Below are 14357 nucleotides of genomic sequence, written 5' to 3'. Positions count from 1 at the left end.
CACGTCAGAAACGAGGCCGACCCGATTACACCGTAGGAGTACCCCGTGAGCACCACCGATCCAGACATCGCAATCATCGAAACGTCGAGCCTCGGCGACCGCAGCTACCTGATCAGCCACGACGGCATCGCCGTCGTGATCGATCCCCAACGTGACATCGACCGCGTCCTGGCACTGGCCACGGAGAAGAACGCCGCGATCACCCACGTACTCGAAACCCACATCCACAACGACTACGTCACCGGCGGACTCGAACTCGCACGCGCCACCGGAGCCGAATACGTTGTCCCCGAGGGCGACCCGGTCGAATACGAACGGCGCGCAGTCGGCGACGGCGATGTCGTCGAAGCGGGATCGGCGACATTTCAGGTGATGCACACCCCGGGCCACACACATCATCACGTCAGTTACGTGCTGCGACTCGGCGACGAACCGATCGCGATCTTCACCGGTGGCTCGATGCTGTACGGATCCACCGGCCGCACCGACCTGCTCGGTTCCGAGCACACCGACGAGCTCACCCACGCGCAGTTCCACTCGGTCCGTCGTATCGCCGCCGAGCTGCCCGCTGATGTCGAGGTCTACCCCACCCACGGGTTCGGTAGCTTCTGCTCCGCGACCCCCACCAGCGGCGACTCGTCGACCATCGGTGAACAGCAGCAGTCCAATCCCGCGCTGACCCAGGACGAGCAGACGTACGTCGACGAGTTGATCGCAGGATTGTCGGCCTACCCCGCGTACTACGCCCACATGGGCGTCATCAACACCGAAGGCCCCGCACCGATCGACCTGTCCACCCCAGAACCCGTCGACCCCGACGAACTACGCCGCCGCATCGACGACGGACAATGGGTCGTCGACCTCCGCGCACGCACCGCCTTCGCTGCCGGACATCTCGACGGTTCCCTCGGCTTCGAGCTGTCGACGACATTCGTCACCTACCTCGGCTGGCTCTACCAGTGGGGTGCGCCGCTGACCTTGATCGGCGACACATCCGATCAAATCGACGAGGCCACAAGGGAGTTGGCACGTATCGGCATCGACCACCCCTCCGGCTCCGCTGTCGGAGAGATTCATTCGCTCGCCAGCGACGGGCGCGTACGGTCCTACGAAGTGTCCGACTTCGCCGGACTCGCCGCAGAGGACTCGGACATTGCAGTGCTCGACACCCGTCAACAGTCCGAATACGCGGACGGCCACATCCCCGGTGCGATCAACATTCCCCTCCACGAACTGCCGCACCGACTCGCAGAAGTTCCCGACGGCAAAGTGTGGGTGCACTGCGCCTCCGGCTATCGCGCCTCGATCGCGGCCTCACTACTCGACCGGGAACATCGCAGCGTGGTGCTCATCGACGACGACTACAACCGCGCAACAGATCTCGGACTCGACACCTCGAAGACATGACGAAATGCTTCGACGACCGAACGCGACGAGACAGGCGTACCCCCAGGGGGTATATGTTGGTATCTTCGGCCGCATGCACTCAGTGAATCGGCACGGTCGACGGGGCACAGCTCCGACGGCAGCTTTACTGATTGCACTGACGGTGTTCGGTGTCCTGTTGATGCATTCGGTGACACCGATGTCGATGCCCGTGACCGGCTCGATGTCCACATCGATGAGCGGCGGCCATGCCTCGTTCGCAGCACCGTCCCACACGGACGCCACGGTTCCGGTGATGACCGGGGAACATGACTGCCCGTCGGGGCACCAGATGATGCATCCCTGCGTCGGCACGACGGTGTCGTGGCCCGCGCTGACGGTCCCGGCGATGAGCGCAGCCCTCGACCTGGCGCCGACATCGGTGAACCGGATCATTGGACGGGCCGACTCCACGCTTGAGCGTGCGCCGCCGTGGACGTTATGGGAGTTGGACAGATCGGTGACCTTGCGAGTGTGACAGGGAGCCCGGCAGACGCGTGTCTGTCGGCGGATCGAACGACATCCAATTCTCTGCACTACCCACTCTTGCAAGGAGTTTCCTCATGCGTACCAAAGTCATTGCCTCGATCGCTGCTGCCGCCGCGAGCGCGTTCCTCGTCGTCGGCTGTAGCGACAACGCGGCCGATTCGTCGATGGACGGCCATGCTATGGGATCGATGTCCTCGGCACCGATGTCCTCGGCCCAAGCAAGCGCGTCCGCAGAGTTCAACGATGCCGACGTGATGTTCGCGCAGATGATGTACCCGCATCACGCCCAAGCAGTCGAGATGGCCGACATGGCGAACGGCCGCACCGACAACCCGGAGGTGCTGTCGCTGGCATCGGCGATCGCCGCCGCGCAACAGCCCGAGATGGACCAGATGACCACCTGGCTCACCGAGTGGGGCCAGCCCATGCCCGACATGGACAGGGGTGACATGGGTGACATGGGTGACATGGGCGGGATGGACCACAGCTCCGGCAGCGGCATGATGACCGCTCAGGACATGGACGCGTTGATGGCAGCGTCGGGACCGGAATTCGACCGCCAGTGGTTGACGATGATGATCGCCCACCACACCGGCGCCATCGAGATGGCCAACACCGAAATCGCAGACGGTTCCAATCCTGACGCCCTGGAGATGGCCCGCACCATCGTCGCCACCCAGCAGCAGGAAATCGACACCATGCAGCGGCTGCTCGGCTGACCCGGCCCGCTATAGACAACGATGGCCGCATCCTCTCCGGCGGAGAAGGTGCGGCCATCAACGTTCCACAATTGTCAGGGCTGCGTTCCCGGTACGAGATCAGCTCTCACAGTGACGGTGTGCGCTGCGACGGAGCATTGGAACTCCCGTCGTTCACCGCTCCGGTGATGGTGTCGGGTGTGAGGTCGAGTCGCCGAAGCAGCTGCGCGTTCGCGGCGACGATGATCGTCGACAGCGACATCAGGATCGCGCCGATCGACATGGGCAGCACGAACCCGACCGGCGCGAGCACTCCTGCCGCGAGCGGAACTGAGATGAGGTTGTATCCCGCTGCCCACCAGAGGTTTTGCTTCATCTTCCGGTACGAGGCGCGCGAGAGTTCGATCACCGACAACACCGACCTCGGGTCGTCGCTGGCGAGGATCACTCCGGCCGACGCGATAGCAACGTCGGTACCCGCGCCGATAGCGATACCGACATCGGCCTGCGCGAGAGCCGGTGCGTCGTTGACTCCGTCACCGACCATCGCCACGGTGCGCCCTTCCTGTTGAAGTTCAGCAACGTTGTGGGACTTGTCTTCCGGTTTCACCCCCGCGAAGTAGCGGTCCACACCGAGCTCGGTGGCGACGGACTGCGCGACGGCTTCGGCATCACCGGTGATCATCACCACCGCGATACCCCGAGCGTGGAGCGCATCGACTGCCGTGCGGGATTCGGGCCGGATCTCGTCGGCGAGCGCGAGGGCACCGATCACGGCCCCGTCGGCGAGGACGTGCAGGATGATCGCCCCGTCGCCCCGCCACCGGTCGGCGACAGCAAGTTCGGATCCGCGCTCCTGCTCGAGCAGCGCGGGCCCGCCGACCTGCACGCGGGTGCCGTCGACGTCGGCTGCGACCCCGACGGCGGGAGACGACTGGAAGTCTGCTGCAGCCGGGACGGTCAGGTTCCGCGCGCGTGCGGCCGCAACGATGGCGCGAGCCAGGGGATGTTCTGAGTCGGCTTCTGCGGCAGCGGCCAGCGCGAGAACGTTGTCGGCGGTGCGCCCGTCTGTCACCTCGATTGCGGTGACGGTGGGTTCACCCTTGGTGAGGGTCCCGGTCTTGTCGAAGAGCACGGTGTCCACCGTGCGCATGGTTTCGAGTGCGAGCCGGTCCTTGACCAGGACACCGCCGCGGGCGGCGCGTTCGGTGGCGATGGAGACCACCAGCGGGATCGCGAGTCCGAGTGCGTGCGGGCAGGCGATGACCAGCACGGTGATGGTGCGGATGACGGCGTCGTCGGGCATCCCGACCAGAGTCCACACAGCGGCGGTGATGATCGCGGCACCGAGAGCGAACCAGAACAGCCAACCGGCGGCCGTGTCGGCGATGCGCTGAGCGCGCGAGGTCGAGTTCTGGGCGTCGGCGACCAAGCGGCCGATGCCGGCGAGGGCGGTGTCCTCCCCTACTGCGGTGACCTGGACGCGCAGACCGGAGTCGGTGGCTACCGTGCCGGCGACGACGTGGTCGCCGTCGCTGCGGCGGACGGTGCGTGATTCGCCGGTGATCATCGATTCGTCCATGCTCGCCGATCCGGAGACGATGGTGCCGTCCGCCGGTACTCGGCCGCCGGGGCGGACGACGACGACATCACCGAGCTGCAGCTCGGCCGGGGACACCGGCACCACATCGTCGCCGTCGACGCGTTCGGCGGTGTCCGGGAGCAGCGCCGCCAACGAGTCCAGAGCGGAGGTGGTCTGCGCGAGGGATCGCATTTCGATCCAGTGCCCGAGCAGCATGATCACGATCAGCAGCGCCAGTTCCCACCAGAAGTCGAGCTGATGATCGAGCAGGCCGAGGCTCGCTCCCATCGACGCAATGAATGCGACGGTGATCGCGAGGGCGATGAGCAGCATCATTCCCGGTGCACGGGAACGGATTTCGCTGACTGCGCCGGTGAGGAACGGGGACCCGCCCCAGGCGTACATCACGGTGCCCAGCACCGGGGAGACCCAGGCGATCCACGATGAGTCGGGCAGTGAGTATCCGAGGAGCATCGCGAACATGTTCGAGGCAACGATCACCGGAACGGCGAGGACCAGCATGACCCAGAACAGGCGACGAAACATACCGACGTGATCCCCGTGACCGGCATGACCACCGTGACCGGTGTGCCCGCCGTGCTCTGCGTTGTGCCCGCCGTGCTCTGCGTTGTGCCCGCCGGTGTCGTGGTCCGACTGCGGAGTCGCCTTCTCTGCCACGTCCGTGTGCATTTCGGGTCCTTCTTCATGCCCGCTGTGCTGCAGTCTGTTCGGCGGATCCGTCCGCGCGGAGTCGACGTCGGAGTGTGTGTGATCGTTCATCGTGCTGTCCTCTCATCCATCGAGTTCGATATCCATTCATCCCATGAACTCGTGGGTTCTGGTTCGGCTGTGTATTCGGCGTCGAGGGCGACAATGATCTGCGCCTGGACGAGCGTGGCTGTACTGGTGACCGTGAATGTCCCTGCCGCCGCCGATAACGCGACAGTGTCCATTCCGATCACGGCGTTGACGTCGTTGCGGACCGACGACTCACAGTGGCCGTACATCGATACCGGCGTAACTGACAGTGCGTGATGATCATGCGTAGCTTTCGACATCTCGGACAACATATACCCCATAGGGGTATATGTCGATCAAGTCGAACCATACCCCTTCCTGATCTCATTGGGAAGAACCGTCAGGGTGTTGTCAACGCGTGAGCGCCAGTCGGCTGGCCACCAGGTGCACCCGCGGTCGCTGTCATGCTCACGGACGGGCATGGATGTCGATACCGATTCGGTCAAGGGGCGCATGCATCCGCGGCACAGCTGAGCCTTACAGCGACGGGCGTACCTGCACACGCGCGTGGATCATCGGCGTTCGCTGCGATTTCCGTTACGAGTCTTCTCACCGACTGGAGGCAGGGCAGGGCGAATTACGCCGTGTCACGGCGCGCATGGCGAGCCCGCGTGTCGACTCTCGAAGATCGCGGAACTGCTCGTTCGGTCGATCGCTGACGCCGCAGATCGGACGGTGGAGCGATACTGTCTCGTTCACCATGGGGCTGCGGCGACGCCGATGTAGCGTTGAGTAAGTCGTAGATGGGTGTATCACTCACGTTCGGTTCCACTTTCGATCTGATCGTTTCGGTGCGCCTTCGAACGCGCCGACAGTTGCCGCTCACCGGCCCCGGGCGAGCCCTGCCCTACCGGCCAGCCGGCGCGCACCGACATATCCAGTCCGCAAACTCGGTCACATGCGGTGAAAATGCCTGCCCGTCACACCGCAGTTGCTCTTTACCGAGTGTCGGCACGCTTGCGCAGCGCAGCGGTCGCCAATTCTGCGACCGCTGCGCGATAGAAATCTCGATCTATCTCCCCGGCCGCGAATCTACGATCGAGGATTTCCTGCGCGTCCTCCCCCGATTGCGGGCGAGCGGACATCAGCCGAACCGCACCCCAGATCAACAGAGCGATCACGACCAGCCAGAACGCGGCCATTCCTGCCATCATCGTCCATCCGCCACTCATGGTGCCCATATTCATCATTGCTGCTCCTCACTCTCGCACCAGCCACCTGCTGACCTGCGGAGTGTGGTCATCCCGCAGCTCCTACTATAACGCTTAGTAGTTCAGCTACTATCGAGCATAGTAGTTGACTGCTGTCGAGACGCCGTCGCCCGGACAGGCGATGATGGAGGCAACCTGTGGGAAAGAAATCCAGCAAGTCGCGATCGAAAGCGCACAAACGACGAACCACGGCGACACGATCCGGGGGCGGCCCACCGGCTCCCCACCCCGGTGCCATACGTACTGAGCCCCAGCCAAGGCATCCCCTCTCAGCGGTGGCCCCACATTCTGCGGTCAGCGTCGCCGCCGCCGATTATCTTCGAAGCAGGGGCCACTCGCCCGGCAGCGGTGCACTCCATCCCACTGTCGCCCGGGCTTTCGCGCCGGCCTCCACTACCCCACCGCGAGCGTCGGCCCAGGCCGCAGATCCGACGATCGATACTGCAGCGCCGCCGGAGCGCCCACGTGCCCGCACGCCTGAAGCTGTTGCGCCCGCACCGCAGAGTTACGCACCCAAGCGCTCACCAGCCACCAGTTGTACCGATGAGATTTCCCAGGTCGAGCCGCTGGGGCTTGCGGTGACGTACTGGGGTGTCGGCGGGGCCGATGCCGAGCCCAGCCACGACGTGGCGATTCGCTTCACTGGATCGCGGGTGGAAGTCGAGGGCCATGCATCGACCGAGAAGGTCGGTTTCGATCGGACTCTGGTCGTGAAATCACGTCCTGCCGCTGGAGGCCGGTTCGCCGCGACCACCCGTATTCAGGGCATTGCCAGCGGGGAGTGGGAGGTGAGTGCGCGACGCATCGACGGGGGCGCAGACAGTAGCGAACGGCAGCAGAACTCTGTGCTCACCGCGCGCACTGCGCTACTGACATACGGTCCCGCTGTGCGGGTGTGGAGTTGGCCGGCGTTGGTAGCCGCGGGAGCGGTGGTTGCATTGATTGTTCAGGGATTCCTGCTCTCACGCATGGATGCCAATGTTGCTGCTGCTGTTGCAATTTCAGCTCTGAGTTGCATTCTGGGATATATCGGTGCCAAGGTTTGGTACTTGATCTTGCACCGTCGACCGATATCTACTTTCATCCGCGCAGGAGCGTGCATACAAGGTTTTCTTCTCGTTGCGCTGGGCACCTTGGTCATCGGCGGAGCACTCGGGGGTATGGACGTCGGCGCAGTCCTGGATGCAACCACCCCGGGATTGTTTCTCGGCATGGCGATCGGTCGTCCGGGATGCTTCTTGGCGGGCTGCTGTTCGGGGCGTCCGACTCGATCTCGGTGGGGTCTGTTTTCGTCCGATCGCACCCTGGCGACGAGGAGGATTCCCGTTCAGCTCTACGAGGCCGCTGCAGCCCTGTTGATCGCAGGAGTTGCGCTCGCAGTGGTGCTTCAGGTCGACCTTCCCGTCGGAGGGCTGGTCTTCCTGGGGAGTATTGCCGCATACACATTGGTCCGGCAGGGCCTGTTTCTCTTCCGGGTGGACGCGCACACTCGTCGAGGCCGACTCACTGTCTCGCTCATCTGCTGCGCGGTCCTCATCGGCGTCCTCGCAGCGTCGCAGGTGCTCTCGTGATCACCGAACGTATTTTTATGCGTGTGCCTTTCGATGATCACCTCGATGCGATGGCACCGCATTCGGTGTCCCGATCGACGCTCCGTAGTCCGGCATCGATACTGACTGTCCTCGTCCTTGCACTCGCTGGATGTACCGGCGGCGAGGTCTCTGAGCCCACCGCGTCAATGCCCGTTGCTACACGGGCGGAACTGCTCGATCCCGCTGACTTCGCCGCCGCAATCGCCGATCCCGCCCGAGTCACGATCAACGTCCATACCCCCGACGAGGGCCAGCTCCCGGGAACCGACTCGAGCCTTCCCTTCGACCAGATCCGACAACAGGCCGCGACGTTGCCGCCCGACCGGACCACGCCGCTGGCGATCTACTGCCGTACCGGGACAATGAGCGCCACCGCGGCGAAAGACCTGGCCGCTCTCGGCTATACCGATGTCGTCGAACTACAAGGCGGCATGCTCGCGTGGCGACACACCGGACGAACCATCGGAGAATGATCACGCACGTTCCGCACCACCGCCCCCGAAGGTCGAGCACCAGAACCGATCCGGAAATCGAATGCCGAGATCGTCTTGGTCAGGGTTTACCAGGTCGGGACCGGACACTTCGCCGATGGTCCCGCTACTGCCGGGAAGTGAACCTATCGGTTTGCCAGCGGGCGCAAACGACGTCGAACGGGCCCCGGCCTGTACCGGCGAATCAGAACCTCGCCCGCTGTCACCCTCAGTGCTACCAGCGCAGGCGTGCCCTCGCCCCAGGTTGCCTTCTCCTCGGCGGTGGTTCGGCTCCGTCGGCCGACTCGCTCACGATCGACAACGTATGGACGTGCTGGCAGCGCGCGATGTCAGGCGAAGAACGAGACGGCCGGTCGTCGGAAGACGCGGGCGGCCCCTACACCGAGGCGTACGAGCGTGAGCGACGCCGTCGAGGTCGGGGCTGGGTGGCACTGATAGCGGGTGTCGTGATCGGGTCGACCCACGTCATCTCGGGCAGCTTCGGGTCACTTCCGAACGCCGAGCGGCAGGATCTCGCGGTAGGCCATCCGATGGCGATGGTCCTCGCCGCTCGTCGTTTCACGACGATCGCTTCCCACCCCGGGCAGCAGAGGGTGAGTACGGCGGGCCAGCGAACGTGATCGACAGGGTCGCGGTTCGTCTCATCCCACGGCGCAGGATGCCAACGTCATGGCCCCCAGCAGAGTCAGTACCGGTAACGCGGGCAGGGCGACGGCGGTGCACGCGGCGAACGCGCGCGCCCACCGGAAGGGAGCATGCGGGATCACTCGGTCCACGGCGAGACGATCGAGCCGCACAGCGGTGGTGTCCGAGACCATCCCGAGTGCAGGCAGAGGGACCGGGTGCGGGTGCAGCGAAGTCAGGGCGCGTCGCACAGGGTGTCGTCCGTGTGAGCGTGCTGCCCGAGCGTCGGCGTCGAGTTCGACGAGAGCGCGCACGAGCGAAGGTGACGCTCGCATGATCGGTAGCCACGGAAACGCATAGGCCACCGACTCGGCAATGCCTACGAGCAGGTGATGCCGGCCATCGATGTGCGCATGTTCGTGTGCGAGGACCGCCTCGACTTCAGCAGGCGTCAACTGCGTACGCAGCCCCTCGCTGGCCACGACCATCGCCGGTCGTCCCGCGACGCTGTACGCGAGAGGACTGTCCAACGGAAGCCACAAGGTCGACGCGGGTTGATTCGAACCGGAAAACCCGACGCCTCCAGCGATGATGCGCAGCAGATCGATGTGCCGCTCGTACACTCGCCGTCGCTCACACACTGCGCGCCTCAGGTGGACGATCCAGCGGACTGCGCCGCAGCCCAACATCGCAATCCCGACAACCCCGACGATGGCCTCGACGCGGGCAGGTATGTCGCCCTGAAGGGCGAGCCAGCATTGGTGTGCGATGTCGACCGGGGTCGTCACGCCCCCATGACTGGGGATCGCACTGAGCACGACCGGTACCGCAATGCTGACCAAGGTGCCCACAACGAGCGCCGACCACGTCAAGAGCGTGACGTGCGCATCGATACCTCTGTCGATCATCGACCTCATCAGCAATGGCGCGGCAGCCGCAACCAACAGCCCACCGAGGGCCCACAGGAGTACGGCAGTCACCTCTGACGCTCTTTCAGACCGCGGGTGAGCACCTTCGATTCGTCATCGGAAGCGCCGCGGGCGAAGTGCAGCAGCACGCTCGTCGGGTCGCCGGTCGATTCGAGAAGTATTCGCAAGGCGTCGGAGGCGGCTTCTTCCCTGCTTCGGGTGGCTTCGTACCAATATGCCCGTCCGTTGCGTTGTCGGTGTACCCAGCCTTTACGGTGCAAATTGTCGAGCACCGTCTGAATCGTGGTGTACGCCGGTTCTCGACCGTCCTCGAGTTGATCGATGACATCACGAACCCGGACTGCGGCGCTGGTATTCCACACCACGTCCATCACCAGAGCTTCGAGCTCTCCCAAACCCTGCATGAGTGCCTCCTAGGCGCGTGTTCACTCTATCCCGTCGAACGAGCCAGCTACGTGATCCTTCGGTAGCGAGCACCCTGGTCCGAGAGGTTTGCATGCCTCGAATACGAATGCGGCCGTAGGCTCACGCCAGGTAGGACACCGATGTCATCATTCCCGCTTCCCCGTGATAGAGGTTGTGGCAGTGCAGAAGCCACTGGCCGGGATTGTCGGTGTCGAAGTCGACTTCGACAGTTTGGTTCGGCAAGACCAGCGAGGTGTCCTTCCGGGGGCCTGATCCGGCACCGTTGACAACCTCGAAGGTGTGTCCGTGCAGATGCATGGGATGAAACATCGTGGTGGCGTTGACGAAGCGAAGTCGTACTCTTTCGCCTTCGCGAACGTCGAGGGGGGTGTGCTGCTCGTACGTCTCACCGTTGAGCGTCCAGGTGTACCCGCCCATCTCCATCCCGAGAGCGATGTCGTACGTGCGATCCGGCTCGCGTGCGGACAAGCGGACCGTATCGAGCGACCTCAGTCGATCAGCCATCACCGGGGCTGCAGAGAGTTCGGCAGGCCGGACTGAGGACTGCGGCGCGGCGCCTGGCCCGGTACGCAACACAGCGAACCCGCTCCCGTCCTTACCTTCCGCGGCGGCGACAATCGGAAACGCCCCGTCCTGCAAGGTGATGATTGCGTCGTAACGCTCTCCCATCCCTATCAACAAGCATTGCGCCTGCTCGGGCTGAACCGGAAATCCGTCGCTGTGAGTAACAGTGAGAGGATGCCCCCCCACTGCGAAACGGAAGGCCGTGTCGGCAGCTGCGTTGATGATGCGCAGGCGCAGCCGCTGGCCCGGCCGTCCGCCGAGCACGATGGGATCGGCCCCGATCTTGCCGTTGATCAGGTAGTACGGGTAGCTCACGTCGCCGGTGTCGCCACCGAGAGGCGACTGGGCGGTGGGCGCGCTCATCGACATGCCGCCCATCGACATGCCCTCGCTGCGCAGCCGTTCGAGTTCTCGATCGGGGTCGCCGGCTACCCCGTCGAGCCAGTCGTCCAGGACCAGGACGGCTTCGAGGTCGTAGTCCGAGCCGTCGGCGGGGTCCTCGACGATCAGCGGTGCATACAGTCCTCTGTCGAGTTGGGTACCGACGTGAGGGTGAAAGAAGTACGTGCCCGCGTCGGGCACGGTGAAGTCGTAGCCGAACGAGTCACCGGAAGCCACAGCCGGCTGAGTCAGGCCCGGCACTCCGTCCATGTCGTTGCGCAAGGCGATTCCGTGCCAATGGATCGTCGTCTCCTGCTCGAGGCGGTTGTCGAGCTGTGCGCGCAACACATCACCTCGGCTCAGGCGAATCTCGGCACCGGGGAGTCTGTCGCCGAAAGTCCAGGTCTGTACCTGCACTCCGCCGAGGTCGATCGTGCTGGGCTGAGCACTCAAGGAAATATCGACTTGTCTGCCGGTAGCCGAGCGGCGCGCGTCCTCGGCCTGTCCCACCACATCGGAGTCCGGTCCGACGACTGCTGTTGCGGACGAGCCATTGCCGCATGCCCCCAACACGACGGCACTCGTTCCGGCCGCGCTCAGCGCGAGAAAGTTGCGGCGCGTGAGCGAGAACGCACCTGCCCGCTGCCCGGTCATACACATCTCCCAATTCTGTAGAAGTCCGTCCGCCGGCGGGCGTTCGATCCTCGCCGCGTTGCTGGTGCTGGTGCTCGTGCTCGTGCTCTTGCTGAGATCAGCGCACAAGCGCTGTTACCGCCTCCCGCACCTGACTCGGGTCGTAGAACACCGGCGTCGAGGTGATGCGCTCGATCGTTCCATCGCTCTGGACCAAGAAACTCAGGGGCAGGACAGGGGGCGCGTCAAGTGTCTGCAACGCCGCGTCGGCCTGATCGAACGAGGGATAGTGCACTCCCAGCTCGGTGAGCAGGCTCAATGCCGCATCGGCATCGTCTTGGACGTTGAGACCGACGACCCGAACCGCATCCGGTTCTGCGGCGTACTGGGCCAGAACCGGAATCTCCTGTCTACACGGACCGCACCACGACGCCCAGACATTGAGCAATGTGGGTTGCCCAGCCAGGGAGGTCCCCAGATCGGATAAGTCCGACGTTCCCAAGCATCGTGCGGACGTACCGACGAGCTCGCCAGTTACGGGGGACGGAACCGGCGACGAGGTCGGGCACGGCTCGAGGGCAGCACGGGTAGCGATCACTGCCGACGGGAGATCCTCGTCCTCGACGTGAGGTGCCGATCCTGCGGACCCCACCGACTGGGTCGAGGGATCTCGAGACCACAATGCCAGCGCTCCAACAACTGTCACGATGACGATGATCGCAAGTAGGGACCAGCGTGTCGTCACCCGCTGCACCCTGCACCTCTGTCTCGTTCACCTCGACGATGTCTTCCGGTCTGTCAGCGTCATACTACACGATCTACTATCTTCGATAGTAGCAACGTGGATCCTGCACGCCGTCAACGCTTTCGCGGCCCCCTTCACCCTCGGGCCTCACAGTGCCAGCACACAGCTCTCCGGCCGTTCGCCGAAGACGACCGCCCCCATCGAGGCGCACGATGAAGGCCGTCCAGCGACGCCGAGTCCTTCTGGCGCAGAAGATATTACGTACATGAACCCCGGCTCCCGAGAAACAACCCGACGATCGAAATGGGTCGCAGGGTGCGAATGTTACCGATGTAATTCACTGTGACTGATGGTGCTTGTGCGGAAAGAGTGTAATAGTGATGCGGCGTGTCGCCTTGACTCGAAGGCGACCTGAATTACTGCCAGGTATGCAGTTGCCGTCCAGGAGGACCACCGACATGAGACCTCTACCCTCGTCCTCGTACATGGCGCACCGAACTCGGTGGGGTACTCGCATCCTCGTCGGTACCGCGTTCGTGGGAGGCATCCTCGCGCTGGCACCCACGGCGTCTGCAGCCCCGGACGCCGATCCGGCTGCGCCGCCGCCTGCCTTCCCCGCGCAGGCCCAATCGGACCCGCACGTCCAACAGGAGGTCCTCGATCTCGTCGTCGGCGCACTACGCGAGATTCGCGCCAACGGTGCTCTCGACGACCTGGCCGGCCCACAGAGCCGCATCGTCTCCTGCCTCGTGGGCACGATCGGAGCCACCGATACAGCTGACGGACCAACGGGAGCCCTTTCGCGACTGATCCCCTGTCTCGCGCCGATCGACGACATCGACCCCACAGTTCTCCCCCGACTGGTGTCGTCGATGGACGTCGCCACACTTGCATCCACACTCGCGGCCGCCGAGACTCCCCACGATCCGGCCACCCCGCACACCTCGTCGCGCGCACATGCGGCGGTCCCACCCGGCAGGTCGAACGCCGAGCCCTCGACCGAACAACCGACCGCCCAAGGCACCCAGGACACTCAGGACCCCGAGTCGGCCGCCGAGTCGGCCGACTCGGCGACGCCCGAACTGCCCGCGCTCGAACCCGACGCCACTGTGCCTGAAACGTCGGCACCCGGCACGTCATCTGAAACAACGACACCCGAAACCACGACACCCGAGGCGGGCGATCATTCGTCGGCCGCCCCGCAATCCCCTACCGGCACAACAGGGTCGAGCAACGGAAAGTATCGTGCGCCGACAACAGGAACGTTGACCTCGACCTTCGGCGACGGCCGCGCCCATCAAGGAATCGACATCGCCAACTCCACCGGTACACCGATCGTCGCCGTTGCGGACGGCGAGGTGATCAGCGCGGGACCGGCCCAGGGCTTCGGACTCTGGGTGCGTATACGCCACGATGACGGCACCGTAACGACCTACGGGCACAACAACGACAACCTCGTGACCGTAGGTCAACGCGTCACTGCTGGTGAAGAAATTGCGACGGTAGGAAACCGGGGTATCTCCACCGGTCCACATCTGCACTTCGAGGTCGACACACCCGCCGGCAACAAGGTCGACCCCAGACCCTGGCTCGCGGAACGCGGAGCCACCATCACCGGTTCGGATCGTGACTCGTAGCCGAGCCTCGACCGCACGGCCCGCCGATGGGAACGAATTCCGCACTGTTGCACTGACTTCGGATGCGTCTCTGCGGTCTCGTTTTCACCATCAGACCTGAACCCTCGGTGCCTCGACATGTTCAGCGGGAGC

At 64.2% G+C, this 14357-nt stretch carries 13 protein-coding genes; 7 read left to right on the top strand and 6 right to left on the bottom strand.

Features of this window, described 5'->3' with window-relative positions; all coding sequences use genetic code 11:
* The first annotated feature begins 45 nt into the window (after positions 1-45).
* From CH268_RS00725 to CH268_RS00715, 3 genes are all read left to right on the top strand, one after another.
* Complete coding sequence (locus CH268_RS00725) at positions 46-1407, top strand: MBL fold metallo-hydrolase (RefSeq protein ID WP_094661924.1); 1362 nt, start codon at positions 46-48, stop codon at positions 1405-1407.
* 73 nt (positions 1408-1480) lie between these two features.
* The gene (locus CH268_RS00720; protein WP_027494146.1) at positions 1481-1903 is read left to right on the top strand and encodes a DUF6153 family protein; all 423 of its coding nucleotides are present in this window, start codon (positions 1481-1483) and stop codon (positions 1901-1903) included.
* Positions 1904-1988: 85 nt separating this feature from the next.
* Positions 1989-2633 carry a DUF305 domain-containing protein gene (locus CH268_RS00715; RefSeq protein WP_008720034.1) on the top strand — a complete coding sequence of 215 codons (645 nt, stop codon included), beginning with the start codon at positions 1989-1991 and terminating at the stop codon, positions 2631-2633.
* A gap of 106 nt (positions 2634-2739) precedes the next feature.
* Here the strand turns inward: CH268_RS00715 and CH268_RS00710 are convergent, their stop codons facing one another.
* Both CH268_RS00710 and CH268_RS00700 read right to left on the bottom strand, forming a co-directional pair.
* Positions 2740-4974, bottom strand: coding sequence for a heavy metal translocating P-type ATPase (locus CH268_RS00710; protein WP_176457806.1), 2235 nt, complete (start codon positions 4972-4974; stop codon positions 2740-2742).
* 956 nt (positions 4975-5930) lie between these two features.
* Complete coding sequence (locus CH268_RS00700; protein ID WP_032401334.1) at positions 5931-6182, bottom strand: hypothetical protein; 252 nt, start codon at positions 6180-6182, stop codon at positions 5931-5933.
* A 296-nt stretch (positions 6183-6478) separates the two neighbouring features.
* Here CH268_RS00700 and CH268_RS00695 point away from each other — a divergent pair, with 296 nt between their 5' ends.
* The 3 genes from CH268_RS00695 to CH268_RS00685 all read left to right on the top strand — a co-directional run bounded on the left by CH268_RS00695 (position 6479) and on the right by CH268_RS00685 (position 8906).
* Complete coding sequence (locus CH268_RS00695; RefSeq protein ID WP_255182258.1) at positions 6479-7774, top strand: prolipoprotein diacylglyceryl transferase family protein; 1296 nt, start codon at positions 6479-6481, stop codon at positions 7772-7774.
* Between the two features lie 23 nt (positions 7775-7797).
* Positions 7798-8268 carry a rhodanese-like domain-containing protein gene (locus CH268_RS00690; RefSeq protein ID WP_255182257.1) on the top strand — a complete coding sequence of 157 codons (471 nt, stop codon included), beginning with the start codon at positions 7798-7800 and terminating at the stop codon, positions 8266-8268.
* A gap of 344 nt (positions 8269-8612) precedes the next feature.
* On the top strand, positions 8613-8906 hold the full coding sequence (locus CH268_RS00685) for a hypothetical protein (protein ID WP_094661921.1): 294 nt from the start codon (positions 8613-8615) through the stop codon (positions 8904-8906).
* Between the two features lie 21 nt (positions 8907-8927).
* Here the strand turns inward: CH268_RS00685 and CH268_RS00680 are convergent, their stop codons facing one another.
* The 4 genes from CH268_RS00680 to CH268_RS00665 form a co-directional block, all read right to left on the bottom strand.
* On the bottom strand, positions 8928-9890 hold the full coding sequence (locus tag CH268_RS00680) for a M56 family metallopeptidase (protein WP_094661919.1): 963 nt from the start codon (positions 9888-9890) through the stop codon (positions 8928-8930).
* Complete coding sequence (locus tag CH268_RS00675; protein ID WP_032375711.1) at positions 9887-10243, bottom strand: BlaI/MecI/CopY family transcriptional regulator; 357 nt, start codon at positions 10241-10243, stop codon at positions 9887-9889. Before CH268_RS00675 ends, CH268_RS00680 begins: the two co-directional genes overlap by 4 nt.
* 121 nt (positions 10244-10364) lie before the next feature.
* On the bottom strand, positions 10365-11864 hold the full coding sequence (locus CH268_RS00670; protein ID WP_094662170.1) for a multicopper oxidase family protein: 1500 nt from the start codon (positions 11862-11864) through the stop codon (positions 10365-10367).
* 97 nt (positions 11865-11961) lie between these two features.
* Entirely contained in the window at positions 11962-12549 is a 588-nt protein-coding gene (locus tag CH268_RS00665) for a TlpA family protein disulfide reductase (RefSeq protein ID WP_080733473.1), read from the bottom strand.
* A 497-nt stretch (positions 12550-13046) separates the two neighbouring features.
* Here CH268_RS00665 and CH268_RS28110 point away from each other — a divergent pair, with 497 nt between their 5' ends.
* Positions 13047-14225, top strand: a complete 1179-nt coding sequence (locus CH268_RS28110) for a M23 family metallopeptidase (protein WP_241258385.1) — start codon at positions 13047-13049, stop codon at positions 14223-14225.
* The last annotated feature ends 132 nt before the right edge of the window (positions 14226-14357 follow it).

It is taken from the genome of Rhodococcus sp. 06-1460-1B, assembly GCF_002258475.1.
GTDB classification, from domain to species: Bacteria; Actinomycetota; Actinomycetes; order Mycobacteriales; family Mycobacteriaceae; genus Rhodococcoides; species Rhodococcoides fascians.
This window is presented reverse-complemented; position numbering and strand designations above follow the sequence as displayed.

What these genes read in the sequence shown, in the direction of transcription:
- CH268_RS00685 (WP_094661921.1), top strand. Translation starts at nt 8,613, where the DNA reads ATGTCAGGCGAAGAACGAGACGGCCGGTCGTCGGAAGACGCGGGCGGC.
- CH268_RS00710 (WP_176457806.1), bottom strand. Translation starts at nt 4,974, where the DNA reads ATGAACGATCACACACACTCCGACGTCGACTCCGCGCGGACGGATCCG.
- CH268_RS28110 (WP_241258385.1), top strand. Translation starts at nt 13,047, where the DNA reads ATGAGACCTCTACCCTCGTCCTCGTACATGGCGCACCGAACTCGGTGG.
- CH268_RS00720 (WP_027494146.1), top strand. Translation starts at nt 1,481, where the DNA reads ATGCACTCAGTGAATCGGCACGGTCGACGGGGCACAGCTCCGACGGCA.
- CH268_RS00715 (WP_008720034.1), top strand. Translation starts at nt 1,989, where the DNA reads ATGCGTACCAAAGTCATTGCCTCGATCGCTGCTGCCGCCGCGAGCGCG.
- CH268_RS00670 (WP_094662170.1), bottom strand. Translation starts at nt 11,864, where the DNA reads ATGACCGGGCAGCGGGCAGGTGCGTTCTCGCTCACGCGCCGCAACTTT.
- CH268_RS00675 (WP_032375711.1), bottom strand. Translation starts at nt 10,243, where the DNA reads ATGCAGGGTTTGGGAGAGCTCGAAGCTCTGGTGATGGACGTGGTGTGG.
- CH268_RS00700 (WP_032401334.1), bottom strand. Translation starts at nt 6,182, where the DNA reads ATGATGAATATGGGCACCATGAGTGGCGGATGGACGATGATGGCAGGA.